The organism is Eisenbergiella sp. OF01-20 (assembly GCF_003478085.1).
Lineage (GTDB): Bacteria > Bacillota > Clostridia > Lachnospirales > Lachnospiraceae > Eisenbergiella.
Genome location: NZ_QUES01000001.1, coordinates 280,328 through 303,328 on the forward strand (window position 1 = coordinate 280,328; position 23,001 = coordinate 303,328).

32 protein-coding genes and 1 pseudogene are annotated in these 23,001 nt (G+C 45.0%); 29 read left to right on the forward strand and 4 right to left on the reverse strand.

What is annotated here, in order from left to right; translation table 11 throughout:
* Window positions 1-7 precede the first annotated feature (7 nt).
* Together DXA36_RS01295 and DXA36_RS01300 are read right to left on the reverse strand one after the other, a co-directional pair.
* Window positions 8-706 carry an ABC transporter ATP-binding protein gene (locus DXA36_RS01295; protein ID WP_118675868.1) on the reverse strand — a complete coding sequence of 233 codons (699 nt, stop codon included), beginning with the start codon at window positions 704-706 and terminating at the stop codon, window positions 8-10.
* Window positions 707-774: 68 nt separating this feature from the next.
* A complete protein-coding gene (locus DXA36_RS01300) occupies window positions 775-1,416 on the reverse strand; it encodes a TetR/AcrR family transcriptional regulator (RefSeq protein WP_118675869.1) in 642 nt (213 codons plus the stop codon).
* 341 nt (window positions 1,417-1,757) lie between these two features.
* Between DXA36_RS01300 and DXA36_RS01305 the strand changes: the two genes are divergently transcribed.
* The 5 genes from DXA36_RS01305 to DXA36_RS01325 are packed head-to-tail and all read left to right on the forward strand — an operon-like array spanning window position 1,758 to window position 5,658.
* The gene (locus DXA36_RS01305) at window positions 1,758-3,365 is read left to right on the forward strand and encodes an amidohydrolase (RefSeq protein WP_118676393.1); all 1,608 of its coding nucleotides are present in this window, start codon (window positions 1,758-1,760) and stop codon (window positions 3,363-3,365) included.
* Window positions 3,353-4,135, forward strand: coding sequence for a nitroreductase family protein (locus tag DXA36_RS01310; protein WP_118675870.1), 783 nt, complete (start codon window positions 3,353-3,355; stop codon window positions 4,133-4,135). The genes DXA36_RS01305 and DXA36_RS01310 overlap by 13 nt, the downstream gene beginning before the upstream one ends.
* 35 nt (window positions 4,136-4,170) lie before the next feature.
* Window positions 4,171-4,350 carry a DUF6472 family protein gene (locus DXA36_RS01315; protein WP_118675871.1) on the forward strand — a complete coding sequence of 60 codons (180 nt, stop codon included), beginning with the start codon at window positions 4,171-4,173 and terminating at the stop codon, window positions 4,348-4,350.
* A gap of 16 nt (window positions 4,351-4,366) precedes the next feature.
* Window positions 4,367-5,191, forward strand: a complete 825-nt coding sequence (locus DXA36_RS01320; protein ID WP_243114537.1) for a threonine/serine ThrE exporter family protein — start codon at window positions 4,367-4,369, stop codon at window positions 5,189-5,191.
* The gene (locus DXA36_RS01325; protein WP_182478909.1) at window positions 5,191-5,658 is read left to right on the forward strand and encodes a threonine/serine exporter family protein; all 468 of its coding nucleotides are present in this window, start codon (window positions 5,191-5,193) and stop codon (window positions 5,656-5,658) included. The genes DXA36_RS01320 and DXA36_RS01325 overlap by 1 nt, the downstream gene beginning before the upstream one ends.
* A gap of 101 nt (window positions 5,659-5,759) precedes the next feature.
* On the opposite strand, the gene DXA36_RS01330 is transcribed toward DXA36_RS01325, so the two are convergent.
* Window positions 5,760-6,554 carry a PHP-associated domain-containing protein gene (locus DXA36_RS01330; protein ID WP_118676397.1) on the reverse strand — a complete coding sequence of 265 codons (795 nt, stop codon included), beginning with the start codon at window positions 6,552-6,554 and terminating at the stop codon, window positions 5,760-5,762.
* Window positions 6,555-6,724: 170 nt separating this feature from the next.
* Here DXA36_RS01330 and DXA36_RS01335 point away from each other — a divergent pair, with 170 nt between their 5' ends.
* From DXA36_RS01335 to mutM, 24 genes and pseudogenes are all read left to right on the forward strand, one after another.
* Complete coding sequence (locus DXA36_RS01335; RefSeq protein WP_118675873.1) at window positions 6,725-7,687, forward strand: phospho-N-acetylmuramoyl-pentapeptide-transferase; 963 nt, start codon at window positions 6,725-6,727, stop codon at window positions 7,685-7,687.
* Between the two features lie 176 nt (window positions 7,688-7,863).
* A complete protein-coding gene (locus tag DXA36_RS01340) occupies window positions 7,864-8,826 on the forward strand; it encodes a prolipoprotein diacylglyceryl transferase (protein WP_118675874.1) in 963 nt (320 codons plus the stop codon).
* Between the two features lie 100 nt (window positions 8,827-8,926).
* The gene (locus DXA36_RS01345) at window positions 8,927-9,955 is read left to right on the forward strand and encodes a dipeptidase (protein ID WP_118676399.1); all 1,029 of its coding nucleotides are present in this window, start codon (window positions 8,927-8,929) and stop codon (window positions 9,953-9,955) included.
* Between the two features lie 26 nt (window positions 9,956-9,981).
* The gene (locus DXA36_RS01350; RefSeq protein ID WP_118675875.1) at window positions 9,982-10,416 is read left to right on the forward strand and encodes a LytTR family DNA-binding domain-containing protein; all 435 of its coding nucleotides are present in this window, start codon (window positions 9,982-9,984) and stop codon (window positions 10,414-10,416) included.
* A 12-nt stretch (window positions 10,417-10,428) separates the two neighbouring features.
* Window positions 10,429-10,860, forward strand: a complete 432-nt coding sequence (locus tag DXA36_RS01355; protein ID WP_118675876.1) for a DUF3021 domain-containing protein — start codon at window positions 10,429-10,431, stop codon at window positions 10,858-10,860.
* 165 nt (window positions 10,861-11,025) lie between these two features.
* A complete protein-coding gene (locus tag DXA36_RS01360) occupies window positions 11,026-12,099 on the forward strand; it encodes a linear amide C-N hydrolase (protein WP_118675877.1) in 1,074 nt (357 codons plus the stop codon).
* 250 nt (window positions 12,100-12,349) lie between these two features.
* Complete coding sequence (locus DXA36_RS01365) at window positions 12,350-12,820, forward strand: pyridoxamine 5'-phosphate oxidase family protein (RefSeq protein WP_118675878.1); 471 nt, start codon at window positions 12,350-12,352, stop codon at window positions 12,818-12,820.
* Window positions 12,821-12,948: 128 nt separating this feature from the next.
* Entirely contained in the window at window positions 12,949-13,224 is a 276-nt protein-coding gene (locus tag DXA36_RS33410; protein ID WP_243114538.1) for a hypothetical protein, read from the forward strand.
* Window positions 13,225-13,290: 66 nt separating this feature from the next.
* The gene (locus DXA36_RS33415) at window positions 13,291-13,485 is read left to right on the forward strand and encodes a hypothetical protein (RefSeq protein ID WP_243114539.1); all 195 of its coding nucleotides are present in this window, start codon (window positions 13,291-13,293) and stop codon (window positions 13,483-13,485) included.
* 51 nt (window positions 13,486-13,536) lie between these two features.
* A complete protein-coding gene (locus tag DXA36_RS01375; RefSeq protein WP_243114540.1) occupies window positions 13,537-14,007 on the forward strand; it encodes an HIT family protein in 471 nt (156 codons plus the stop codon).
* Window positions 14,008-14,050: 43 nt separating this feature from the next.
* Window positions 14,051-14,473 (forward strand): NUDIX domain-containing protein, encoded by a 423-nt coding sequence (locus tag DXA36_RS01380; RefSeq protein WP_118675880.1) that lies wholly within the window; start codon window positions 14,051-14,053, stop codon window positions 14,471-14,473.
* A gap of 73 nt (window positions 14,474-14,546) precedes the next feature.
* Window positions 14,547-14,699: a hypothetical protein gene (locus DXA36_RS32800; protein ID WP_182478867.1), complete on the forward strand. Its 153-nt coding sequence runs from the start codon at window positions 14,547-14,549 to the stop codon at window positions 14,697-14,699.
* Complete coding sequence (locus DXA36_RS01385) at window positions 14,700-15,218, forward strand: HAD family hydrolase (protein ID WP_118675881.1); 519 nt, start codon at window positions 14,700-14,702, stop codon at window positions 15,216-15,218.
* A 165-nt stretch (window positions 15,219-15,383) separates the two neighbouring features.
* Window positions 15,384-15,815 (forward strand): GNAT family N-acetyltransferase, encoded by a 432-nt coding sequence (locus DXA36_RS01390; protein WP_118675882.1) that lies wholly within the window; start codon window positions 15,384-15,386, stop codon window positions 15,813-15,815.
* Between the two features lie 31 nt (window positions 15,816-15,846).
* Window positions 15,847-16,365, forward strand: coding sequence for a GNAT family N-acetyltransferase (locus DXA36_RS01395; protein ID WP_118675883.1), 519 nt, complete (start codon window positions 15,847-15,849; stop codon window positions 16,363-16,365).
* A 73-nt stretch (window positions 16,366-16,438) separates the two neighbouring features.
* Window positions 16,439-16,720 carry a hypothetical protein gene (locus DXA36_RS34365; protein ID WP_182478869.1) on the forward strand — a complete coding sequence of 94 codons (282 nt, stop codon included), beginning with the start codon at window positions 16,439-16,441 and terminating at the stop codon, window positions 16,718-16,720.
* A 2-nt stretch (window positions 16,721-16,722) separates the two neighbouring features.
* Entirely contained in the window at window positions 16,723-16,938 is a 216-nt protein-coding gene (locus DXA36_RS34370) for a hypothetical protein (RefSeq protein WP_182478870.1), read from the forward strand.
* Between the two features lie 507 nt (window positions 16,939-17,445).
* Window positions 17,446-18,261 (forward strand): annotated as a pseudogene (gene mobP3, locus DXA36_RS32815) (MobP3 family relaxase); the annotation flags it as partial.
* A gap of 232 nt (window positions 18,262-18,493) precedes the next feature.
* Window positions 18,494-18,949 carry a MarR family winged helix-turn-helix transcriptional regulator gene (locus DXA36_RS01410; RefSeq protein ID WP_118675884.1) on the forward strand — a complete coding sequence of 152 codons (456 nt, stop codon included), beginning with the start codon at window positions 18,494-18,496 and terminating at the stop codon, window positions 18,947-18,949.
* Complete coding sequence (locus DXA36_RS01415) at window positions 18,946-19,893, forward strand: DUF1848 domain-containing protein (RefSeq protein WP_118675885.1); 948 nt, start codon at window positions 18,946-18,948, stop codon at window positions 19,891-19,893. Before DXA36_RS01410 ends, DXA36_RS01415 begins: the two co-directional genes overlap by 4 nt.
* A 21-nt stretch (window positions 19,894-19,914) precedes the next feature.
* Entirely contained in the window at window positions 19,915-20,046 is a 132-nt protein-coding gene (locus DXA36_RS33820) for a hypothetical protein (protein ID WP_279221533.1), read from the forward strand.
* Window positions 20,047-20,173: 127 nt separating this feature from the next.
* Window positions 20,174-20,314 carry a hypothetical protein gene (locus DXA36_RS32820; RefSeq protein WP_182478871.1) on the forward strand — a complete coding sequence of 47 codons (141 nt, stop codon included), beginning with the start codon at window positions 20,174-20,176 and terminating at the stop codon, window positions 20,312-20,314.
* 1 nt (window position 20,315) lies between these two features.
* A complete protein-coding gene (locus DXA36_RS01420) occupies window positions 20,316-21,203 on the forward strand; it encodes a radical SAM mobile pair protein B (protein WP_118675886.1) in 888 nt (295 codons plus the stop codon).
* Complete coding sequence (mutM, locus tag DXA36_RS01425) at window positions 21,166-22,038, forward strand: bifunctional DNA-formamidopyrimidine glycosylase/DNA-(apurinic or apyrimidinic site) lyase (protein ID WP_243114541.1); 873 nt, start codon at window positions 21,166-21,168, stop codon at window positions 22,036-22,038. The genes DXA36_RS01420 and mutM overlap by 38 nt, the downstream gene beginning before the upstream one ends.
* 33 nt (window positions 22,039-22,071) lie before the next feature.
* Here the strand turns inward: mutM and DXA36_RS01430 are convergent, their stop codons facing one another.
* Entirely contained in the window at window positions 22,072-22,959 is an 888-nt protein-coding gene (locus DXA36_RS01430; protein WP_118675888.1) for a LysR family transcriptional regulator, read from the reverse strand.
* Window positions 22,960-23,001: the final 42 nt, after the last annotated feature.

Here is a 23,001-nt window from a genome sequence, read left to right on the forward strand (position 1 = left end):
AATCCTCCTACCAGGTGAGAGAGGAAGCCGGCATCCGGACCTCATTGTCATATTCTTTGAAAATCTGCCCGTCCTTTATCTGAATCACCTTATCGGCCATACCCCGGAGGGCATCGTTGTGGGTGACAAGCAGCATCGTGGTGCCGTACCTTTGATTGATTTTCTCCAGGAGTATCAGGATTTCCTTGGCTGTTTTGGTATCCAGCGCACCGGTGGGTTCGTCACACAGCAGCAGCCCCGGATTTTTAATCAGTGCCCTGGCGATGGCGCAGCGCTGCTGTTGACCGCCGGATAGCTGGGATGGGAATTTGTTCCTGTGCTCCGTAAGCCCCAGCGTATCCAGAAGCTCCTGCATGGCAAGCGGCGATTGTGACAGGTAGCTGCATACCTGGATGTTTTCCTCTGTCGTGAGATCGGGGATCAAATTATAAAACTGGAACACAAAACCCAGGGTATCCCTCCTGTAATCGGCCAGTTCCTCCGGATTCAGACGGGTGATTTCTTTCCCGTCAATACAGATCCGTCCGCTGTCCACCGTGTCAAGGCCGCCCAAAGCGTGTAAAAGGGTGGATTTACCGGAACCGGATGGACCAAGTATCACACAGATACGGCCCCGGCCTATCCGGGTGCTTACTCCGTTCAGCACCTGGACAAAACTGCCTCCCTGGCCGTAGCTTTTCCTTACATCACTAACTTCTACAAACATAAAAGACCTCCTCTGATAAATAACAGTGTTATGTAAATGTTATTTAAAAAGGACCATTGCGGCCCTTTTTATAATTGAATACCGGTATCCGGAAGGACGGAGAGAAATCCGCCCCGGAGAATGCGTATCATAATTTTCAGCTGTTCTTTTGCCTGCATTTTATCCAGATTATGGGAGAGGATATGCAGCACAGCGTCTATCTGAAGATGGGAAAACCAATGAATGGTACATTCATTAAAAATCCGGCTTTCCGGAAGCTTCGGATGGGCAAGGGTGAGAAGAAGCAGCATTTGCTCATCCATCATCCGTATTAGGCGGTCGAAAAAGGACGTCACAAGGGGATGTTCCCGGTTGCTTAAAACAATCCGGCAGATTTCCTGATTGGCAAAGTAGAGATCAAAGAATTCATCCGCTATCCGGAAATCCTCCGATTCCCCCTTGACGATATTCACATCGGGACTATTCTGTTCCACTTCATAGTGCATTTTCATAAGCTTCAGAAGGCGGTCGGTAACAGGGGCGATCACATTCCTGAACAGATCCTCCTTATCCCGGAAGAAAAAATAAAGTGCCCCGGTAGTTACATCCGCCCTGGCACATATCCGGCGCAGTGAAGCCTTCTCAAATCCATATTCCCCGAATTCACAGACTGCGGACTGCAGCAGCCTTGATTTGGTTTCCTCTGGTACCGTACCTGAACGTCTGGTCATCTATCCTCCTGTCCGCCCGCCTTCGGACATTTCTTTTATCCGCGGAAGAAGCTGGTTGTAGTAAAATAACACTGTTATTTTAACTTTATTCCCGGATTTTGTCAACTCCATTGTTTATTTTTCTGTAAAAAGAAGTATAATGGTTACTGTCCTCAGTACTGTGCATTTACTGCACAGTATGTGAGAAAGTGATTCAAGGGTGTATAAATCCTATCGCCGAAGGCGATTTTAAATGGATTTATGCATGTTACTGGTCACGGAGTAAACAGTAACGTATAATGAAGGCAATGAGTTGTCCATGAGGGGAAATGAATCTGCCAGTGAGCAGAACGGAGGCATATATGGAAAAAAAATTGTATTACGGCGGACCTGTCCTTACAATGAAAGCGGAAAACGATTATGCAGAGGCCCTGGTGACGGAAAACGGGCGGATTGCGTATGTGGGAAGTCTGGAAAAGGCAAACGAACTATGTGATGAGAGTACCTGTAAAGTAAACCTGCAGGGGCATACGCTTATGCCTGCCTTTATAGATCCTCATGGACATATTTCCATGGTGGCCCAGTTTGCGGCCTTTGCGGATTTGTCCGAGTGTACGGATTTCGCCCAGATCCTGCAGAAACTGAAGGCGTATCTGCAGGAAAAGAAAACGGGACCGGAGGGGATCCTTATGGGCTTCGGCTATGACCATAATTTCCTGAAGGAGCAGAGACATCCGGATAAAACATTGCTGGATCAGGTATCCTCACAGATTCCTATTTACATCATGCATACGTCCAGCCATATGGGAGTTGGCAATTCGGCCATGCTCGCCCTGGCGGGAATTGACAGCAGTACACCTGATCCGAAAGGGGCCAGGTTTGGCCGTATGCCGGGGAGTATGGAACCGGACGGTTATGCGGAGGAAGCGGAAGCAATCGGCCGTATGCTTATGACCGCCGCACCAAGGATAAAACTTGACATGCAGGCCCAGATTGCGGCGGCCCAGGAAACCTATCTGAAAAATGGAATTACAACCTGCCAGGACGGGGCAGCGGGAGCCGGCGATGTGAAGAATTTTGCAGAAGCAGCAGAAAATGGCAGTCTGGTTATCGATGTGGTTTCCTATCCGGTTATGGGCGGAGATACCGGAGAGCTGCTGAAAAAATACGCCGCTTATGACAAGACCTACCAGAACCGTTTCAAAATCGGCGGGCTGAAAATTGTTCTGGATGGATCACCCCAGGGAAAAACGGCCTGGCTGACGCAGCCCTATGAAGGGGAAGGGGAGTACAGAGGCTATCCGGCGAAAACCGATGAAGAGGTATATGGATATGCGAAAGAGGCCATTGACAGGGGGGAGCAGCTGCTCGCCCATTGCAATGGGGACGCGGCATCGGATCAGTTTCTGGATGCCTATGAAAAAGCGCGGATGGACAGCCAAAATCCGGATAAACAGGAGCTGCGTCCAGTGATGATCCATTGTCAGACGGTAAGGGATGACCAGTTGGACCGGATGGCGCTGCTTGGAATGATACCGTCCATTTTCGTGGCGCATACCTATTATTGGGGGGATATTCATCTGAAAAATCTGGGAAAAGAAAGAGGAAGCCGGATCAGTCCGGCCCGCTCTGCCTTTGATCGGGGGCTGAAAGTAAATTTTCATCAGGATCCTCTTGTCGTACAGCCCAAAATGCTGCATACTGTATGGTGCGCCGTAAACCGGATTACCAGAAGCGAAGTCCCGATAGGGCCGCAGCAGCGGGTAAGCGTATATGAGGCGTTGGAAGCGGTAACTATCAACGGGGCCTATGCCTATTTTGAAGAGGACAGAAAAGGGACACTGGAGGAAGGGAAACTTGCGGATATGATAATCCTCAGTGATAACCCCATGACGGTTCCCTCTATGGAAATAGGCAGTATCCGGGTACTTGAGACAATAAAAGAGGGTGTGGTAAGATGGAGAGAATAAATAATGAGACAATAGACCTGCTGATGGAGCGTAAATCCATGCGGGTATATGAGGATAAACCGGTGCCGCAGGAGTTAAAAAGACAGCTTCTTGAGGCTTCCCTGCGTGCTGCCACGGCGGGAAACATGACATTATACACGATAATCGATGTTACGGATCAGGCGCTGAAGGATAAGCTGGCGGTTACCTGTGATAACCAGCCCTTTATTGCGGCGGCGCCCCTTGTCCTTATCTATTGTGCGGACTACAGCAGGTGGTATCAGGCTTTCTGCCGGGTGGAGGAAGAGGTGCGCAGACCTTCTTATGGTGATTTTATGCTGGCGGCAGAAGACACGATAATTGCTGCACAGACGGCCGTCACCGCGGCGGATGCCCTCGGGCTTGGCACCTGTTATATCGGGGATATCCTGGAAAATTATGAAATCCACAAACGGCTGCTTAAGCTGCCCGCTTATGTAATGCCTGTCGCCATGGTGGTGGGCGGGTATCCTGTCAGACAGCAGAAGGAGCGTAAGCAGACCCCGCGCTTTGCGCTGGAAGATATTGTTCATGATAACCGGTATGACAGAGAAAAATCCGCCCGGATGATGGAGATGATCGAAGAAAAAGAGAACTGGCGGGGAGAGGAACTGGCCCCTCGGCTGCGGGCTTTCTGTAAACGGAAATGGAACAGCAGCTTCAGCGAAGAAATGTCACGTTCGGTAAAGGCCATGCTGGATGCCTGGATCGATCCGCAAGACGAAGAAATGGAAGATGGTAAAGGCTGCTGAGAGAAAAGCCGCAGGCAGAAGAGAGGAAAGAAACGATGGCATCAGGGAATTGCGAGTGCTGTGTAAACTATAAATACGAGGAGGATTACGACTGCTACATATGTGATATGGATCTGGATGAGGATGAGATGGTACGTTTTTTAAGTGCATCGTTTGATAATTGTCCTTATTTCCAGCTGGAGGATGAATACCGGATAGTGAGAAAGCAAATGTAGCGGAAGCGGAGGAACGATGGAAGAGACAGGAATGGAATCCTCATTGGACCGTTTGCAGGCGGACGATACCGGGCGGAGCCAGGTGTTAGAGTGTGCCATGCAGGCGGGAAATATATTGCTTCAGAACGGGGCGGAAATTTTCCGTGTGGAAGAAACGATAACCCGGATGTGCCGTCATTACGGTGTGGAATCTGAAAGCGCGTTTATATTAAGCAATGGTATCTTTATCACTGCGGGGAATGAAAAGGAATCCTTTTATGCCCAGGTCCGCCATATCCCTGTGCGGGGGGCACAGCTGGACAGAGTGGCGGCGGTGAACCAGCTTTCCAGAGAAATTGTGGAAGGCCGTTATACGATAGAGGAAGTGCGGGAACAATTAAAACAGATAGAAAATATGCCCCGTAAAACCAAGCGGATGCAGGTCCTGGCATCTGCGGTGGGAAGCGCCTGTTTCTGCCTGATGTTCGGCGGTAGCTACAGGGACTGTCTCGGCGCATTCATTGCGGGTTTTCTTCTGTATATTTATGTGCTGGAACTGAGCCAGCCCAGAATGTCGAAAATCATCGGGAATATCGGGGGCGGAGCGCTGGTAACCCTGCTGTGCATTTTTATGTACCGGATCCATCTTGGAGACGCCCTGAACCACATGATCATCGGCGCCATAATCCCTCTTGTTCCGGGAATTGCTTTCACCAACGGGATAAGGGATATAGCAGACGGCGATTACATTGCAGGCTCCGTCAGGATGCTGGATGCCATTCTGGTATTTTTATGTATTGCGGTAGGCGTCGGCGCGGTCATTACGGTGTACCACCGGCTTACAGGAGGAATGCTGCTATGATTGTGACACAGGTCTTTGCTGCCGCATTGGGAACGGTTGCCTTTGCCCTTCTTTTCGGCGTTCCACGCAAATACTATCTTTACTGCGGCTTTATCGGCGGGGCGGGATGGCTGCTTTACTGCATTCTGGAGCCGCTGCTGAGTGCGGCGGAAGCTACTTTTTTTGCCACGGTACTGGTCATCTTTCTTTCCCGGATGGGAGCGGTGAGGGAAAAATGCCCGGTTACGATTTTCCTGATTTCCGGAATTATCCCTTTGGTGCCGGGGGCGGGGATTTACTGGTCCGCCTTTTACATGGTTACCGATCAGCTTACGGAGGCCGGGGAGGCGGGGTTTGCCGCGGTTAAGGCGGCGATAGCCATCGTACTGGGGATTGTCTGTGTATTTGAGCTTCCCCAGGGAGTATTCCGGTTTGTGAGAAAGAATCGCGGGCCCGGGGAAAGCAGAAAGAGCAGAGAAAAAGGGTGATCCCCCTTATCTGCTCTTTCCGGCTGTATATACGAATGGCACGGAAAAGGCGCCATCCGTTTTCTCTGTATTCAGTTTATATGGGATCTGACTGCGGATCGTCAGATTTGAGCCTCCCGATCCGAATATTCAGCTCTCAGCTTGCGGTTCCGTTTATGGGTTTTAACCAGGGTGAAAAATTTATTGTAGAACCAGAAGGAGTATACCAGGACGGTATTTACCTTTCCGATTTTTTCCTTGGTTGTCCTGCGGTAAAGCGTACCGCCGCAGCCCACGACCTCCTGCGCCTTAATGCAGTTGATCAGGTCGGTTTCCGTCTGCACCGTATCAGGCACCTCCGTGTAGGCCAGGCCCACACAATCCATTTTATGGGCATCACTGCCGCCTATGCCCGGCTTATGGTATTTCGCGGCAAGACGGCAGGCGGTGGCATTGGACTCTTCATCTTCGCAGGCATTGAAAACCTCTACAAAATCAAATTGTTCCACGATTTTAGGATCCCGGCGATAGGTTCTGGTATTGCGGAAACTCATGTATTTTTCTCCGCAGGGATGGGCAGGGCCGAGAATACCGCCGTAAGAGTGGATAATGGAAATCAGGATATTAAGAGGCAGGCCGCGCAGCTCCAGAATACGGAGCTTTATGGTTTCCGGAACAATCACCAGAATATGTCCGGCACCCAGGGTATCGTACTCAATACCCTTGAAAACCTTGAAATCAGTATATTTTTTATCCTTCAGGTTTTTCTTCCAATAGCGGTAGCCGTTGTAGGTATCATGGTCAGTGATAACCATCCCCCCGAAGCCTCTTGACTGCAGCAGCTGTATATATTCCTCCATGGAGACTCTGCTGTCTATAGAGCCTTCTTTTACATGGCAATGCATGTCGATTTTCATAACAGGCATACCTCCTTTAACATTATTATTGTAGCCTTTTTCCCCGGATTTGAAAAGGGTAAAAGACAAGAATTTATTGAAATATATCATTCCATTTTGGACATGTTAATGATAGAATATGTAAGAATGGCTGGAACATTCAATCTTTTCAGAAAGGTAACAAATAACAGATGATAAATTTTATCGCCGGGGAAGCCGGAATCAAGACCACAGCATTTATTGGTATCTTATTTGCCTTTGCGGCAACCTGTCTTGTGATGGGGAAAGGAATGGGAATGCTGCCCAGGGATCAGGGAAGGGAATATGCAGTGGACGGAAAAAAGTCTGCCGGTAAACCGAGAGGAGCCGGATTTTTATTTGTCCTGGTTTTTATTGCGGCAGCCCTGCTTTTCGGACAAGTGGGACGTGAGATGATAATTTACCTGATTCTCACAGGAGCAGCCATGATTACCGGGTTCCTGGACGACTGTGCGAAAACACCCTGGGGGGAATATAAAAAAGGGTTTTTGGATTTGCTGATCGCGGTGATGGTGGCAGTTACTTTCCTGAACTTTAATTCCAATGAGGTGACCGTACTTCTTACAGGCGGCTCGTTTACCATTCCGCCGGTATTATTCGGAATTCTTGCGGTGGTGCTTGTCTGGGTTTCCATCAATGTGACGAACTGTTCCGACGGCGTGGATGGTCTGTCGGGGACACTCACAATTATAACGCTGATGATCATTTATCTTGTGGACCTGCTGCAGAGCAGGGGGGACAGCTTTTCCTATCTGATTCTTTTGTTCTGTGTCTGCATCCTGGGATATTTATGGTATAATGCCACCCCCAGCAGGCTGATGATGGGGGATGCAGGTTCCCGGGCTATGGGGCTGTTTATCAGTATCGCGGTATTAAAGACGGGAAGCCCGTTTCTGTATATCCCTGTGGCTCTGGTACTCATTCTGGACGGCGGGCTTGGCCTGGTTAAGGTTTTCCTGCTGCGTTTCCTGAAAATAAGGATTTTGACGAAAGTGAGGACACCCCTTCATGATCAGGCGAGAAAGGTATGGGAATGGTCCAATACCCAGACCGTTTTCCGTTTCGCTATTATACAGATTATGCTGGGCGCGGCAGTTATTTTTATTGCTTTGTAAGAGAATAGAGGGTGTAGATAAAAAAGTCTGGCGTCCCCCGACAAAAGATGCGGGGTTGCGCTGGTGGGGGAAGAATGGTAGAATAGCAGATAAGCTTTCTATGCCCCGGCCCGGTCCGGCAGGCGGAAAAAGCCGTTGGCACAACGTATATTCTGCACAGGGAAAGGAATAAGTATATGAAGAACGAACTGTTTTCCATCGGACCGTTTACCATCTACGGCTATGGACTGATGATAGGAATCGGTATTATTGCTGCTTACCTCACTGCTGAGAGCAGGGCGAAGAAGCTGAAGCTGGATCCGGATAAGATTTTCGGTCTGGTCATCTGGTGCCTTATCTTTGGTTACCTCGGCTCTAAAATCCTGTTCTGTATTACCGTTATTGATAAGATCATTGCTGATCCGGCATATATCCTTCATTCGCTTCAGAATGGATGGGTGGTGTATGGAGGCCTGATAGGCGGTATCCTGGGCGGATACCTGTACTGCAGGCATAAGAAAGTGAATTTTATGTCTTATTTCGATCTGGCGGTGCCTTCCGTTGCTCTTGCCCAGGGCTTCGGCCGTATCGGCTGTTTCCTGGCAGGCTGCTGTTACGGACGGGAGACCAGCAGTGCTTTCGGCATAACCTTTTCACACTCTGATTTTGCCCCCAATGGAGTGTCACTTATACCTACCCAGGAAATTTCCAGTGTTCTGAACTTCCTGAACTTTTTTATCCTGATTACTATAGCAAAGAAGAAAAAAGCGGAAGGCCAGGTTGGCGGTTTTTATCTGATCTTTTACAGCATCGGCCGGTTTATTCTGGAGTTTTACCGCGGCGATTTGGAAAGGGGAAATGTGGGAAGCCTTTCCACCTCCCAGTTCATCGCCATCTTTACTTTAATCGCCGGAATTCTTTTGGTAGCGGGCACACAGATCATGGCGAAAAAGGGAGTAAAAGCTTTTATGGTAGGGCCGGACGGAACTGCCTGGTTGGAAGAAAATGCTGCAGATGAAAAGGAAGAGGAGACAGAGGATAATTCGGAAGAGGTCTGTGAGGCCGGAAAAGCAGCGGAAGAGGACGGCGGTGCCGGAACGGCGGAGCGGGAGGACGGAAACGGCGGTTCAGAACCTGCGGCCGGAGAAAAAGAGGAATAGAGGAATCAGAAAGAGGAAAAGGGCGGAACAGCTTCGGGGCTGCTGCCCTTTTCCTTCCATCAAAGCAATAGGGAACTACGTAAAAAGGAAGGAAATAAAAATGAAGATTGCGGATATGCATTGTGACACCATTTCAGAATTGCTCGAGATAAGGAGAAAAGGGGATGCCGCCGGAATACAAGAGAATACGCTGCGTTCGAACCGGTTACATATTGATCTGGAAAAAATGAAAAAGGCAGATTACCTGCTTCAGAATTTTGCTTTATTTGTTCATCTGGGCAGCTGTGACAATCCTTTGGAAGAAGTCCTGGAGCTTGCAGATGTTTACTATGAGGAACTGGATAGAAATAAAGACTGCATCCGTCCCGTATACTCCTATGCCGATATTGAGAAAAACAGGAAAGATGGACTTTTGTCCGCCATGCTGACAGTGGAAGAGGGCGGCGTGTGCAAGGGAAATCCGGCTTTTCTGCGCACCTTGTACCGATTGGGAGTACGGATGCTCACACTTACCTGGAATTTCCCCAATGAGCTGGGCTGGCCTAATCTGGAAATGCCCGGAGAGGGTGTGGATCCCCAAACCTTCCGTCCGGATTTCCGGAAAGCCAACACGGTGCAGGGGCTGACGGAAACCGGTGTCGCTTTTGTGCAGGAAATGGAACGGCTGGGGATGATTGTGGATGTTTCTCATTTGTCTGATGCCGGCTTTATGGATGTGCTGCGGGTGACGAAGAAACCCTTCGTGGCGAGCCATTCCAATGCAAGAGCCGTCTGTTCCTGGGCGCGCAATCTGACGGATGATATGATCCGTATGCTGGCGGAGCGGGGCGGCGTAACCGGCCTGAATTTCTGTCCGGCTTTTTTGACGGATGTGCCGGAAGGAGAAGCTACTTATGGATCCATCGCTGCTATTGTGGAGCATGCGAAGCATATTGTCAATGTGGGAGGTACGGACTGCCTGGGCCTGGGAACCGATTTTGACGGCATCCGGACACATGATGAACTGCCGGACGCTTCCTGTATGCCGCTGCTGGTGGATGCTTTTGGTAAGGCCGGATTTACATCTGCCCAGATAGATAAGATCCTTTCGGGGAATGTATTGCGGGTTTATAGGGAGATTTTAGTGTAATTGACGTAAAACTAGGAGGGAAACCGGTGAAAATCGTTATTGAGGAGCCAGGCGATCAGGAGGAGGATCAGGTTATATTCAGATGCCGTGAAATGTCACCGGAGCTTCTCCGCGTGCTTGCTCTGCTGAAAACGCAGGATGGTCTTGTGGCATATGATGGAAACCGGATTCACCGTATACCTCCTGCAGAAGCCTACTATATAGAAGTTATGGAAAATAAGACCTTTCTTTACTGCAGGGATGAGGTTTATGAATTGAAACAGAAGCTTTATGAGCTGGAAGAGTGTCTGGCAGGCAGTGATTTGCTGCGGGTATCCAAATCCGTAATGTTGAACCTGAGCAAAATAAGATCTCTCAGCCCCGCCTTAAACGGCAGGTTTGAAGCAGTTCTGGATAATGGTGAGCGGATTATTATATCAAGGCAGTATGTGAGCGGCTTAAAAAAGCGGCTGGGAATCTAGGAGGGAAGGAAAATGCAGATAAAAGATTTGCTGAAAGCGATGTTTCAGTCTTTTTTTGTAATAACAACGGGTGTGACTATGGCTATGTACCTAACCTGCCTGCTGCTTTATCCGGATACGGTTCTGACTCCCGGTGATATCGGGGGGATTTTTCTTGTTGCACTGCTTTGTGATGTATCTTTTCTTGTTTTTGCGTCCCGAAAGGAGCTGGGCAAAAAACAGATGGCGGTACGTTTCTGTATCCATATCCCTTTAGTGCTTGCTATTGTTTTGGGCTTTGCCTGGAAATGGGACTGGGTAAACATAGACAAGCCTTTGGAGGTTGCTGTCTTTGTCCTGCTGATATTAGGCGTTTATGCAATAGTACTTGCGGTTGGGTACCGCCAGGATAAGAAAACCGCCGATAGGTTAAATGACAGCCTGAAAAAAAAATATCATTCTTAACCGGTTTTGGGGACGGCAGCTTGCCGTCCTTTTTTTGCAGCTTACCGTGCAGTTACCGCATCCTGCTGTCCGCCGTGTTGCGGCGGGAAAATGACTGCGCTATACTGGCCTGGATGTAAAAATAACGGCGGTGTGTAAGGCCGGAACAGGCGGGAGAAGAAAGTCATGCAAAACGAAAAGAAACGGAAAAGTAACCGATTGCTGACAGGGGTTGGTGTCGCCCTGCTGTTGCTGCTTCTTGCAGCAGGGGGAGCCGGGTTCCTCTTTCGGGAGGAGCTGGGTATCATCCGCAACATACGGGTGGAGGACGGGGAAATTCCTCTGTATTATATGGAAGTAAAGGGGGAGTATCATTTTGACGAATTTCTGGAAAAGGGAGGTGCTTCTTCGGATCAGGAGGTGGGAGCCTTTTTAACGGACTACATCTCGAAAGGGTTTTATCCGGTGGGGGTAGAGGAAAGCGGACCGGCCTGCAGCGTGATTTCAGCAGTGAATGAAAAGGGAGAGCATGTCTGGGGAAGGAATTTCGATTGGAACGGTTCGGTACCGATTATAGTGAAATGTATCCCGGAAGAGGGCTATGCATCCATAGCGACCTGCGATTTCCAGAATATTACGGGAAGTATAGAAGTAAAGCCAGACAATATGATGAATAAAATGCTGGCAATCGCAGCACTTTACGTTCCTATGGACGGGGTAAATGAAGCCGGTTTGTGCGTTGCGGATCTGGAAGTCAATGAAGGGGGTATGGAAACAACAGATACCGATAAAACGGATTTAACCATTACTGCCGCAACCCGGCTTATTTTAAATCGTGCGGCTACCGTGGAGGAAGCGGTGGCACTTCTTGGACAGTATGATATCTATGCTTCCGGCGGAATCAGCCATCACCTGGCTATCTCCGATGCCTCGGGGACTTCGGTGGTGCTGGAATTTGTGGACGGAGAAATGCTTCCCATAACATCTCCCTATGCCACTAATTTTAACCTGGCGGGCAATGACAGCTCGGCAGGGGGAGAAGGATCACAGAAACGTTATGAAAGCCTGTGTTCGGTGTACGCAGAGAGGGAAGGGATACTCACATGGCAGCAGGTGAAGAAGGCGCTTGTGGATGTATCGCAGATGGAAGGGGAATGGACTACACAGTGGTCCATGGTATATTCCCAGGACAGCGGAAAGCTGGGTTATTGGTTCCGTGGTGATTATGACAGGGAGTTTGTATACCAAATCGGAGAATGAGGGCGGGGCCTATCGCTGTAATTTATGCAGCGGCGGGCCTCTTTTTTTCTGAACGGAGGAAGGCTTTTTAGCATGGGATATTCAACAGGCAGATAGATATAACCAAAACAGATACTTCCGGCTGTTAGGGTGCTCCCTTAGCTGTTTGTTTCCAGTACTGAACACTTGTATTTTGACAAACAGGGCTTGCATCCTTGTAGTATCCCCTTTAAAATAGAAAAAGATATGGTACCGGGAAGGAGAAACACAGATGAGGAGAAAAGACAGGGAAGTGACGGATTATGGAAAAATAAGTAAAGTGATCGCTGCCAGCCATTGCTGCCGGTTGGGCTTTTATGAGGAAGGCGAGGTTTATATTGTTCCCATGAATTTTGGATATGCGGAAGAAGACGGCAAGCGTATCTTCTATTTCCACAGCGCGAAAGAAGGGCGTAAGCTGGATTTGATATCCAGGACACATACCGCCGGATTTGAGCTGGATACCAATTACCGCCTTCATGAGGGAGAAACCGCCTGCCAGTATTCCGCAGGTTTCCTGAGCATTATCGGAACGGGGCATGTGGACTTCGTGGAGGCGGAAGAGGAGAAGAAGACGGCTTTGCGGGCAATTATGCTGCATAATACAGGAAAAGAAGAATGGGAGTTTTCGGATTCTATGTTGGATGCCGTCCGGGTCTTTAAAATGGAGGTGGTGAAAATCTCCTGCAAGGAACACCTATAACTCACACTCAGCTCTGACAATTAAAAAATTAAAATAAAAAACCTCCCACTTTACGTGGGATTGCGAGATAATAAAACTGACCAAAGAATTATTTCTTCGCAACCGCATAAAGAAAGGAGGTTTTTATCATGAAAACAAAAGCAAAGATCACCAGAAAAGATACGCGGGAACACCTGGCTCAGTTTCATCTGGCATGTGAACTGGTAAAGGTGATCCATCACTATTTCTCCGGGCTCCTGTCCCTGTTAAAGAGACTGGAGGATCCTCGCGGCCAGAGGTATATCACTTACGAGAGCCATGTCTTACTGATGGCACGCATCCTCTCCTCTATATTTTACATCAGCAGCATGAGAAATACAAGTCAGGAATTCAATTCGGATACTATGATCGAAAATATCGGATAGCTGTGTGGAAGGCCGGAGCTCCCGGAGCTGCCCTACTGGGAGACGGTAAATGACTATCTTAAGAGGTTGGATCCTAAGAGTCTGTACCGTATCCATAGAAAAGGTACCCCGGAGGAATACCGGGAATACTACTACTATGTATTGAAGGCAAAACTCGTGCTGCGGGAAGATATACTTGTGAGCATCATGACAGAGTTTGTAGAAAACGAAGGTAGTGAGGTTGAAAAACAGGACTGTGAGCGGAAAGGTATCTGTAGATAAACTATGAGCCAAGGAGGGTGGACATTTAGATAAATCGGATGTTGGAGGGATATGATGATAGAATGTAGTTGGTGTAATCTAAATGAAGAAGACAGGCAATATTTACTATTTGACAGTGAATATTGGTTTGTTTTTTTGGCAGATGAGCAAGACTATGTTGGACGCTCGATTTTAGTTTTGAAAAGGCATTGTGGTTCTATAGCGGAACTAACAGAAGATGAGTGGAAAGAACTTAGGTATCTTATCAAACATTTAGAGACATGTTTAAAAATAACCTTAGGTGCTGATTTTTGTAACTGGAGTTGCCTGATGAATAGCTTCTTTAAAGATTCTGTACCTAATCCACATGTCCATATTCATGTTAGACCAAGGTATAGAAATTCTTTAGTAATTAATGGAAATATTTACAATGACAATGAATTTGGTCACCATTATGCCTTAAAAAAGAAAGAACAGATTAAGGAACAAGATAGAAAGATGGTATATCAAACTATGAAATCGTGGCTAAATTCGCAAATTTGAAGTTATAGAAAGGTACGATGATAGATTTTGATGGGAAAATTAAATGCACAAAATATTTGGAATAAAAGAAAATGTTAAATATGTTACTAGAAAAGGTGCATATCTAATTCTTATTCATGATAATCAAGTTGGTATAGTTCAAACACCAAAAGGATTTTTCTTAGTGGGTGGAGGCTTGAAAAGTGGAGAAAACCATAATGAATGTGTAAAAAGAGAATGTATTGAAGAAGTTGGATGTGACGTTTCTGTAAAAAATAAGGTGTGCTCTGCGGAAGCATATTGTGTCCATCAAACAATAGGATATTTTCATCCAATTCAGACCTATTATGTTGGTGAATTGCTTTCAAAAGTATCTGTTCCTGTAGAAAAAGACCACTTTTTTTTGTGGATTGAATATGACAAAATAAAAGGAAAAATGTTTGTTGAAATGCAAAATTGGGCATTAGAACAATATTTTAGTGAATAAGGAACTGCGATACAACTTCCGGTTTGCAGAGCTGTGAAGCTGTGAAGATTAGAAGTTGGAGGTGGGAAATTTTTTGAAAGTTGTAGTTTTTGATTTGGGCGGGACGTTAATGCAGTATGCAGGGATGCCTGTTTCGTGGGTAGATTATTATTGTCAGGGATTTGATTCAATTATTCAAAAATCCAACAGCAGTATTTCTAAAGAAGCCGTTAAAGAATCACTTTAAATGTTAAAGGAATTCAATCCCAGAATACATTATAGGGAAATTGAATATTCAGCAGTTTTTATTTTTACTAAGATATTAGAGCATTGGCACATCGATATTCCGGTGCAAAGTTGTATAGATATTTTTTGGGAAGGATTAAAGTTAGAGGTTGAAATATATTCGGACACTTTGGATGTATTACAAAAACTAAAGGAAAATGGTTATGTGATAGCAACGCTTACTGATTTACCCAATGCAATGCCTGATGAAATTTTTAAAAGGGACATATCAAAATTGCTTGGCTTTTTCGATTATTATATTTCCTCTTCTGTTGCAGGATATAGGAAGCCAAATTGTAAAGGACTTCAAATGATAGCTGAAAAATTTGACATTCCGATTACAGAGTTGGTTTTTGTTGGTGATGAAGAAAAAGACAGAAAAACAGCTTCTAATGCTAATTGTAAATTTGTTCAGATACAACGTACAAATAAGAAAGATGAGAACATTAGTAGTTTGTATGAATTATTAGAAATACTGTAGCAGAGAGCAACTTCCAGTTGAACAGATATAAAATGATTATGATTGGAAGCCAGTTTCTAACGAGGTGCTTTGAACGGCATTAACAGAATGAACAATAGAAAGAAAAATGGGAAGAAATGGGCAAAAACTTAATTACAGAACGGATGATTTTAAAAAGCATATCTTATTCAGACCTACACCCACCCCGAGTATGAAGGACTTTACCGTTGGATTTTAGTGAGAAAGACAGATAAACGAAAAATGGGAACTTGCGGTTTTCACTGTTTTAATAAAGAGGAAGGAACGATTGAGATAGGGTATGACTTGCAGGAAGAATTTTGGGGAAATGGATATATGCAAGAAGCTTTGAAGGAAATAATAGGATATGGAATGGAGAAAATGATGTTAAAGCAGATCTATGCGCATATATATTTTGGCAATGAAAAATCCATTGCAGTTTCTGAAAAGCTTGGCTTCATCAAAAGCCAGGAAGTGTATAATTACACATTAGGGAATAAGGACTATTTGCATCATATATATTTTTGGGATTGCAGCAACCTGAAATTAGGCAAAAACAGGAAAACTGCTCATAACACAAGTGGCGAAAATAGATTATAGAAAGGTTCGTAGAAACGGAGGTGAGAAGAAAATGGAGATATTTATTGATGAAATTATATTAAGGACCGTTACAGAGGGTGATATTGAAGAAATTGCAAGGATGTGGGACTGCCCCAATGAAGTGACAATAGAAGATGCTTATCAGGCGTTAAAATATATGGAACAGACTCATAATAAAAACCGCCCGAAGGCAATCTGCCACTTATGCCTTGCTGTATTTCAAAAGAAGAACCCAAAAAAGATAATAGGATGGTGTGGATTAGATGGGGAAGCAGAACCAGGAAAGACGGTTTTATTTTATAATATAGATAAGGAATTCCGAAATAGGGGTTATGCAACACAATGCGTTATAGAATTACTAAAATATGCTTTTGAGGGTATGGAGTATGATGTAATTTATGGCGGCTGTTCCAAAGACAATTATGCATCCTATAGAGTCATGCAAAAAGTGGGTATGAGAAATGATGCCTTTTATGAAAATGGGGATCCTGTTTTTTGCATAGATAAGGAAGCTTATCACTATGAAGTAAAAAAGGTTATGGAAAAGTAACATAACCTAATTGAACTGTCTTCAGCATCAATCAGAAATGGTTGGTGCTTTTCATTTTGAAGGGGGAAAACAGATGGCCAAAATCATTTTTACTTCCAGTTACACGAAGGACACACCACCAGCCCATCTGGAAAACTATGTCCGTTACATCAGCACCAGGGAAGGGGTAGACAAGATAGACGAAAGCAAAAGCCATTTATCCGCTTCAAAAAGTCAGAAAAGACTCATCAAACAGCTGCTTCAGGATATTACAAAGGCTAATGAATTATTAGAGTATAAAGATTTCTGTCAGAAGCCTACCATGGGGAATGCTTCTGCGTTTATTTCCTGTGTGCTGGAACAGAACATGGATTGACTTTGAAAAAGAAAAATTATATAGACTACATTGCAAACCGCCCCCGCGTGGAACGGATAGGAGGGCATGGGTTATTCACAGATGCAGGCCGGCCGGGCTATGACCGCGGGGAACAATGGATGGCGCTGCTCCGTTCCAAACGTGCCATGCTCTGCCGGGAAATGAAAATCGACAGTGCCAGTCTGCGTTGGTATGCGGCGTTGCTAAAAATACTGTAATCTATAACCCTTTTCACCTATTTTAACATAGCAGTTGCTAAAAATAATGTAATCTATAGACCTTTTCACCTATTTTAACCTAGCAGTCGCTAAACATACCATGTTCTATAGCTCTTTTCACCTATTTTAACCTAGCAGTTGCTCGGTTAAAATAGGTGAAAAGGGTTATAGAACATGGTATGTTTAGCAGTTGCTCGGTTAAAATAGGTGAAAAGGGCTATAGAACATGGTATGTTTAGCAGTTGCTACGTTAAAATAGGTGAAAGGAGCTATAGGACATGGTAGGTTTAGCAGTTGCTCGGTTAAAATAGGTGAAATGTGCTATAGAACATGGTATGTTTAGTAGTTGCTATGTTAAAATAGGTGAAAGGAGCTATAGAACAAGGTATATTTAGCAGTTGCTACGTTAAAATAGGTGAAAGGAGCTATAGGACATGGTAGGTTTAGCAGTTGCTCAGTTAAAATAGGTTGATAGAATGGTAGCTGGGTTAGCAGTACCACAATGAGGGGCATTATCCCCATGTGCACTTGATGGTTTATTCCGCTAAGGACAATGACGGATATCTCACTGAAAAATCCATTGAGGCCATGCGTTCCGAACTGGCACACGATATATTCCGGCAGGACTTCGCACATATATATGAAGAACAGAACCAGGCCAGTGAGGAGTTAAAAGCAGGTGCCGCTGATGTTATAAGGGATCTGATGGAGACGTTGCAATCCGGCACACTGGCCAGCCCAGAGATAGAGCAGATGATGATACGGCTGTCAGAACGCCTGCAGAATACCGGCGGCAAAAAGGTGTACGGATATCTCAAACGGGATATAAAGAACCTGATTGATAACATCATGGATGAGCTGGCAAAGGACAGCAGGGTGGATGCCTTATATCAGGCATGGGGAAAATACCAGAACGAAATACTTTTGATGTATCGGAATGAGGTACCCCCTTTGTCTCCATTATCACAGCTGCCTAAATTTAAGAGTATTAACAATATGGTGATTGCCGAAGAACTGAAGCTGGGCAGTCACTATATTTCATTTGAAGTTGATTTTACAGAGCCGGCAGTACCTGACGATACCGTGGCGGAGCTGGGAGAGGAAGCAGCAGCTGAAATAATTCCTGAAAAATACGAATCAGACGAGTCCGCCATTGCCAGAGGGAGGAGACCCGGGAATAATAAATGGTGGAGCCGGGAGTACAAGCTTGCCAGACAGTTTGCGCTTGACTGTGTGCGGATACAGGTGAAGGCAGAACCTGGCTGGCGTAAACAAGCAGAACTGCTCTGGATAAGGGAATCGATTATACAGAGTATGGGATAAAAGGAGTATCAGGAAACAGAAGTTCCTGAAAACAAATTGGATAATTCTATAGGGATGAAAGGGAGAGACATATTCCAACTATTCCGTAATTAAAGAGGAAAGATTTAGAAAAATGACGTGCTGGATCCTTTTGCTTTGAGCTTAAGAAACAATTGACAATATGACCAGAAACATCTATAATTACTATAGTAAATAAATTGACTGTAAATAAATTTACCGAAGGAAAATGAATATGACAAAAAACGATAAACGGAACGCATATCTGTATTGTAAGTTTCGTGATGAGCAGTTTGCCCTCTATGATGAGTACGCCAAAAAGAATGGAATGCTTATGAAAACCCTGCTCGTTCTGAATGTTCTCTATTATGCCAAAACTGGCATGACACAGCGGGATATTTGTCAGAAAACATTTCAATCAAAACAGACAGTGAATTTGATTATTAAAAATCTTTTAAATGATGGGTACATTACTGTTTGCGAAGACCCGGATAACGGGAGAAATAAACTTGTGGCAATGACTGATAAAGGACGGGCCTATGCGAAGGTACCGGTTACACACATCACGCATTCGGAGGATACTGCAATGTCCATGTTCACACCGGAGGAACAGGAGCAGCTAATCAGCCTGTCAAGGAGATTTACAAAAAACTTGACGGATTTAATCAATGGAAGCGGGGATGAAACATGATACTTAACACAGGCGGCAGAACAGACACTGTTCAATATTATACAAAATGGCTTTTAAAACGATTTAAAGAAGGCTATGTGCTTTCGCGCAATCCTTTGTTCCCAAACAAGGTTACTCACTATGAACTAACCCCGGATAAGGTAGATTGTGTTGTATTCTGCTCTAAAAATTATGAGCCGATACTAAATGAACTGAGGGGCGTTACAAGCAAATTCAACACCTATTTTCACTACACCATAACCGCTTATGGTAAGGACATGGAACCCGGTGTGCCGACCATAAAAAAAAGTATGGAAACGCTGAAAAAGCTATCGGCCATTGTTGGAAAACAACGTGTTGCATGGCGGTATGACCCTGTGCTGCTGACAGGAAAATATACGATTCAAACACATCTGGATACCTTTGAGAAGATGGCAAAGGAGCTTGCTCCTTTCGTTGATCGTTGCATTTTCAGCTTTGTAGAGATGTATAAAAAGCTGGAAACCAATATGCCGGAGCTGATACCGCTTACAGATACGGACAGGGCTGTCCTGGCAAAAGGTTTCGGAGAGACAGCCGCAAAATATGGTTTATATATTCAGACCTGCGGAACAAACGGTGAATATTCGCAATACGGGATACATTCTTCCGGGTGTATGACACTTGATATTCTTGGTGGTGCAAACGGTATTGTGTTTAGGGACTTAAAACACAAAGGAATGCGTCAAGGCTGCCATTGTATCGACAGCCGTGATATCGGTGCATACGATACCTGTCTGAACGGCTGTAAATACTGCTACGCAAACAAGAATCCCAAAAAAGCATTTGAGAATTACAAGTACCATGATCCGGATTCCCCGCTTCTTTTAGGGCATTTAAAGGAAACGGATACCGTTCAGGAAGGAATGCAAAAGACCTATCTAAAAGGCGGTATCACCTTCGGACAGCAAGAATTGGATTTGTAAAAGAGAAAAGAGGGAAACGGAATGGAATTATTTGAGGCCATCAAGAAAAGAAGAATCACCAGAGAATTTTCTGATAAAGAAGTTGAATTCTCGTGTATTGAATCCATGATTGAAGCCGGCACATTGGCCCCGACAGAAGTATTTATCAGTTAATAGGCTGTAAAAGAGGATACGCTCTCCCTTGTATCATTGGTGTCGGACATCCAAGTGAAACAGCCTATTATCCGGAAGAAGCAGAGTTTGATAAAAATAGAATTCATATAAATCGGTGGTAATGGCGATGGAATTTAATGAAGTTATCAATAAAAGAAAAACCAGCAGAGAATTTACAAATAAGGAAGTGGATTTTGAAGCCATAAAAAGTATTCTGGAGCAGTACGATACATATCCGGAAAAGCAAATGTATATGGGGAAATGGTAAAATGGAGCAGCTTATTATTAAACAAATCGAAACAAAAAATGTGCTGACCAAGTCTAATCTTCCCGTCAGTGATTATTCCGTTAATCCCTATGTAGGTTGTACTCACGCCTGCAAATATTGTTATGCAAGTTTTATGAAGCGCTTTACCAATCACACGGAGCCTTGGGGCGATTTTTTAGACGTAAAGATATGGCCTGCAATCAAAAATCCGCAGAAATATGCTGGCAAGGAACTGTTCTTTGGCTCTGTTACAGACCCCTACAATCCGCAGGAAGAAATTTGCCTGCGTACCCGCACATTACTGGAGCAGCTGCAAGGCAGCGGGATTACGTTAAGCATACAGACCAAATCCGATTTGGTTCTTCGGGATCTTGATTTGATAAAAACCTTTCCGGATGCAAGAGTTGGGTTCAGTATCAATACACTTGATGAAGCCTTTAAGGACGATATGGACAAGGCGGTCAGTATTCAAAGAAGATTGTCTGCGATGAAACAGGTTTATGAAGCGGGTATAAGAACCACCTGTTTTATATCACCTATTTTTCCGGGTATTACAGATGTTCCGGCTATCATTGACAGAGTAAAGAATCAATGCAATCTGGTGTGGCTGGAAAACCTGAATCTTCGCGGCAGCTATAAGTCAGCCATAATGGAATACATCAAAGAAAGACATCCTGACCTGATTTCGTTATATGATGAAATCTATCGGAATGGCAGCCGGTTTTATTGGGAAACCCTGGATCGTAGTATCCGTTCCTATGCGGAAGAAAACAGGCTGGAATATGTGCGTGCTGATGACAGTATGAAAAATCCGTTTGATGCCCCGCCTGTTATTGTAAATTATTTCTACCATGAAGAAATCAAAAAAACTGCAAGGAAAGGTGGTTAATGAAATGCCAGAAATGCCTGAAGTTGAAGTAATCAGAAGAATCCTTGAGCCACAGCTTAAAGATAAGCAAATTACAGATGTTGAAATTTTGAACAAGCAGGTTATTGCTTATCCCGATGAAAATATCTTTGCAGAATTGCTTACAAAGCAGACAATTAGGAGTATGAGCCGCAGAGGAAAATATCTTACCATTCATTTTGATAATGGGGACAGTCTTGCGCTCCACCTGAGGATGACGGGACAGCTGCTTGTAATGCCGCAGGATATGCCGGTTGAAAAGCATACGCATCTACTTGTAACTTTATCTGACGAGATGCAGATCCGCTACATAGATGTGCGCCGTTTTGGCCGGTTTTGGTATCTGAAATCCGATGAAGCTGATACTCTCACAGGGCAGGATAAGCTGGGAACAGAGCCTTTAGATGATGCGCTTACCCCATCCTATCTGAAATATAAACTTGCCAAAAGAAAAAAAACAATTAAAGAGATGTTGCATGACCAGTCCATTGTGGCCGGTATCGGGAATATTTACTCTGATGAAATACTATTTGCTGCAGGAATTTATCCGGAAACGAAGTGTACGGATTTGGAAGATTCCGACTGGAACAGGCTATCTGCAAAAATAAAGGAAGTCATTGCCTGGGGCGTTGATGTCAATAAAATGACTCCTGAGGAATACCTTGCAGGTAAGGGAAAGGAATACCGCAATATTCCATATTTGCGTGTTTACGGCCGTCTTGGTCAGCATTGCGGAGATTGCGGGACGATAATAGAAAAAATAACCATAGGTGGGCGCAGCAGCTGCTTTTGCCCGGTTTGCCAGAAAAAGCTATGATGGTAGCGCAAATACTTAATGTTGTCTGAAAAGTTAATTCAAAACATTGTTGAAGTTCTCACGGAGCCTTTTCAGGAAAAGTTCTGCTATCGGGGTGAAAACCTGGTACTTTTTCCATATCAGGTATATGTTTGATTCGAGCTTAGGCGTAAGAGGGCGGAAAACAAGGCCTGTATCGGGATGCGTGTCAATGAGATGCTGGAATGTTAAAAGGTAGCCAAGCCTTTCTTTAACAAAGAGTGAACCATTATAAGATAAACGGAACGATCCTTCAAGGTGCAGTTTATCCATACGGTTGCCACACCATTTAGGAATGTCATAGTTCCAACTTTGTTCGGAACAAAACAAGGGAAGCCCAATGAGGTCATCGACACAGATGGCCTCTTTTGCTGCCAGCGGACAATCCGCAGGCATGACAATACCCCACAAATCAACGCCGGGAAATGCTAAATAGTGGTATTTTGCCTGGTTGGGTTCCTGTACCAGTACCGCAAAATCAATTATTCCTTTGTCAAGTTTTTCTGTGACCTGTTCTGTGTCGCCGCTGGTGATATGGTAATGCAAGTCCGGGTATGCCTCTTTGAATTTTCGGATAACAGAAGCAAGATGTCTGATTTGATAAGATTCTGCCAGGCCAAAGTAAATATCCCCGCCTAAAACGTCATCTAAGGTCTGAAATTCTTCCGTGATTTTGTCAGCCAATTTGATCAAATCCGCAGCCCGTTTTCGCAGCAAAATTCCTTCTTCTGTTAGTTGGATACTAAAACTGTGCCGTGTGAACAGTTTTTTTCCAAGCTCATCTTCCAGGGTTTTTAGCTGCTTGGAAAGTGTAGGCTGGGTAACGTGAAGCAGTTCTGCTGCCCTTGTCATATTTTCTTCTCTTGCAACTGCAAGAAAATATCTCATGGTTCTAAGTTCCATATCTCTGCTCCTTTTAATGATATTCATAAATTTCATATCATG

Excerpts from the sequence above, each read along its gene's own strand:
- DXA36_RS01420 (WP_118675886.1), top strand. The coding sequence starts at position 20,316 with ATGGAGCAGCTTATTATTAAACAAATCGAAACAAAAAATGTGCTGACC.
- DXA36_RS34365 (WP_182478869.1), top strand. The coding sequence starts at position 16,439 with ATGGCCAAAATCATTTTTACTTCCAGTTACACGAAGGACACACCACCA.
- DXA36_RS01385 (WP_118675881.1), top strand. The coding sequence starts at position 14,700 with ATGTTAAAGGAATTCAATCCCAGAATACATTATAGGGAAATTGAATAT.
- DXA36_RS01315 (WP_118675871.1), top strand. The coding sequence starts at position 4,171 with ATGGCATCAGGGAATTGCGAGTGCTGTGTAAACTATAAATACGAGGAG.
- DXA36_RS01395 (WP_118675883.1), top strand. The coding sequence starts at position 15,847 with ATGGAGATATTTATTGATGAAATTATATTAAGGACCGTTACAGAGGGT.
- DXA36_RS01415 (WP_118675885.1), top strand. The coding sequence starts at position 18,946 with ATGATACTTAACACAGGCGGCAGAACAGACACTGTTCAATATTATACA.
- DXA36_RS01430 (WP_118675888.1), bottom strand. The coding sequence starts at position 22,959 with ATGGAACTTAGAACCATGAGATATTTTCTTGCAGTTGCAAGAGAAGAA.
- DXA36_RS01345 (WP_118676399.1), top strand. The coding sequence starts at position 8,927 with ATGAAGATTGCGGATATGCATTGTGACACCATTTCAGAATTGCTCGAG.
- DXA36_RS01300 (WP_118675869.1), bottom strand. The coding sequence starts at position 1,416 with ATGACCAGACGTTCAGGTACGGTACCAGAGGAAACCAAATCAAGGCTG.
- DXA36_RS01330 (WP_118676397.1), bottom strand. The coding sequence starts at position 6,554 with ATGAAAATCGACATGCATTGCCATGTAAAAGAAGGCTCTATAGACAGC.
- DXA36_RS01310 (WP_118675870.1), top strand. The coding sequence starts at position 3,353 with ATGGAGAGAATAAATAATGAGACAATAGACCTGCTGATGGAGCGTAAA.
- DXA36_RS33820 (WP_279221533.1), top strand. The coding sequence starts at position 19,915 with ATGGAATTATTTGAGGCCATCAAGAAAAGAAGAATCACCAGAGAATTT.
- mutM (WP_243114541.1), top strand. The coding sequence starts at position 21,166 with ATGAAGAAATCAAAAAAACTGCAAGGAAAGGTGGTTAATGAAATGCCA.
- DXA36_RS01305 (WP_118676393.1), top strand. The coding sequence starts at position 1,758 with ATGGAAAAAAAATTGTATTACGGCGGACCTGTCCTTACAATGAAAGCG.
- DXA36_RS01320 (WP_243114537.1), top strand. The coding sequence starts at position 4,367 with ATGGAAGAGACAGGAATGGAATCCTCATTGGACCGTTTGCAGGCGGAC.
- DXA36_RS32820 (WP_182478871.1), top strand. The coding sequence starts at position 20,174 with ATGGAATTTAATGAAGTTATCAATAAAAGAAAAACCAGCAGAGAATTT.
- DXA36_RS01410 (WP_118675884.1), top strand. The coding sequence starts at position 18,494 with ATGACAAAAAACGATAAACGGAACGCATATCTGTATTGTAAGTTTCGT.
- DXA36_RS01335 (WP_118675873.1), top strand. The coding sequence starts at position 6,725 with ATGATAAATTTTATCGCCGGGGAAGCCGGAATCAAGACCACAGCATTT.
- DXA36_RS01365 (WP_118675878.1), top strand. The coding sequence starts at position 12,350 with ATGAGGAGAAAAGACAGGGAAGTGACGGATTATGGAAAAATAAGTAAA.
- DXA36_RS01295 (WP_118675868.1), bottom strand. The coding sequence starts at position 706 with ATGTTTGTAGAAGTTAGTGATGTAAGGAAAAGCTACGGCCAGGGAGGC.
- DXA36_RS01375 (WP_243114540.1), top strand. The coding sequence starts at position 13,537 with ATGATGATAGAATGTAGTTGGTGTAATCTAAATGAAGAAGACAGGCAA.
- DXA36_RS01355 (WP_118675876.1), top strand. The coding sequence starts at position 10,429 with ATGCAGATAAAAGATTTGCTGAAAGCGATGTTTCAGTCTTTTTTTGTA.
- DXA36_RS33410 (WP_243114538.1), top strand. The coding sequence starts at position 12,949 with ATGAAAACAAAAGCAAAGATCACCAGAAAAGATACGCGGGAACACCTG.
- DXA36_RS01380 (WP_118675880.1), top strand. The coding sequence starts at position 14,051 with ATGCACAAAATATTTGGAATAAAAGAAAATGTTAAATATGTTACTAGA.
- DXA36_RS01340 (WP_118675874.1), top strand. The coding sequence starts at position 7,864 with ATGAAGAACGAACTGTTTTCCATCGGACCGTTTACCATCTACGGCTAT.
- DXA36_RS01360 (WP_118675877.1), top strand. The coding sequence starts at position 11,026 with ATGCAAAACGAAAAGAAACGGAAAAGTAACCGATTGCTGACAGGGGTT.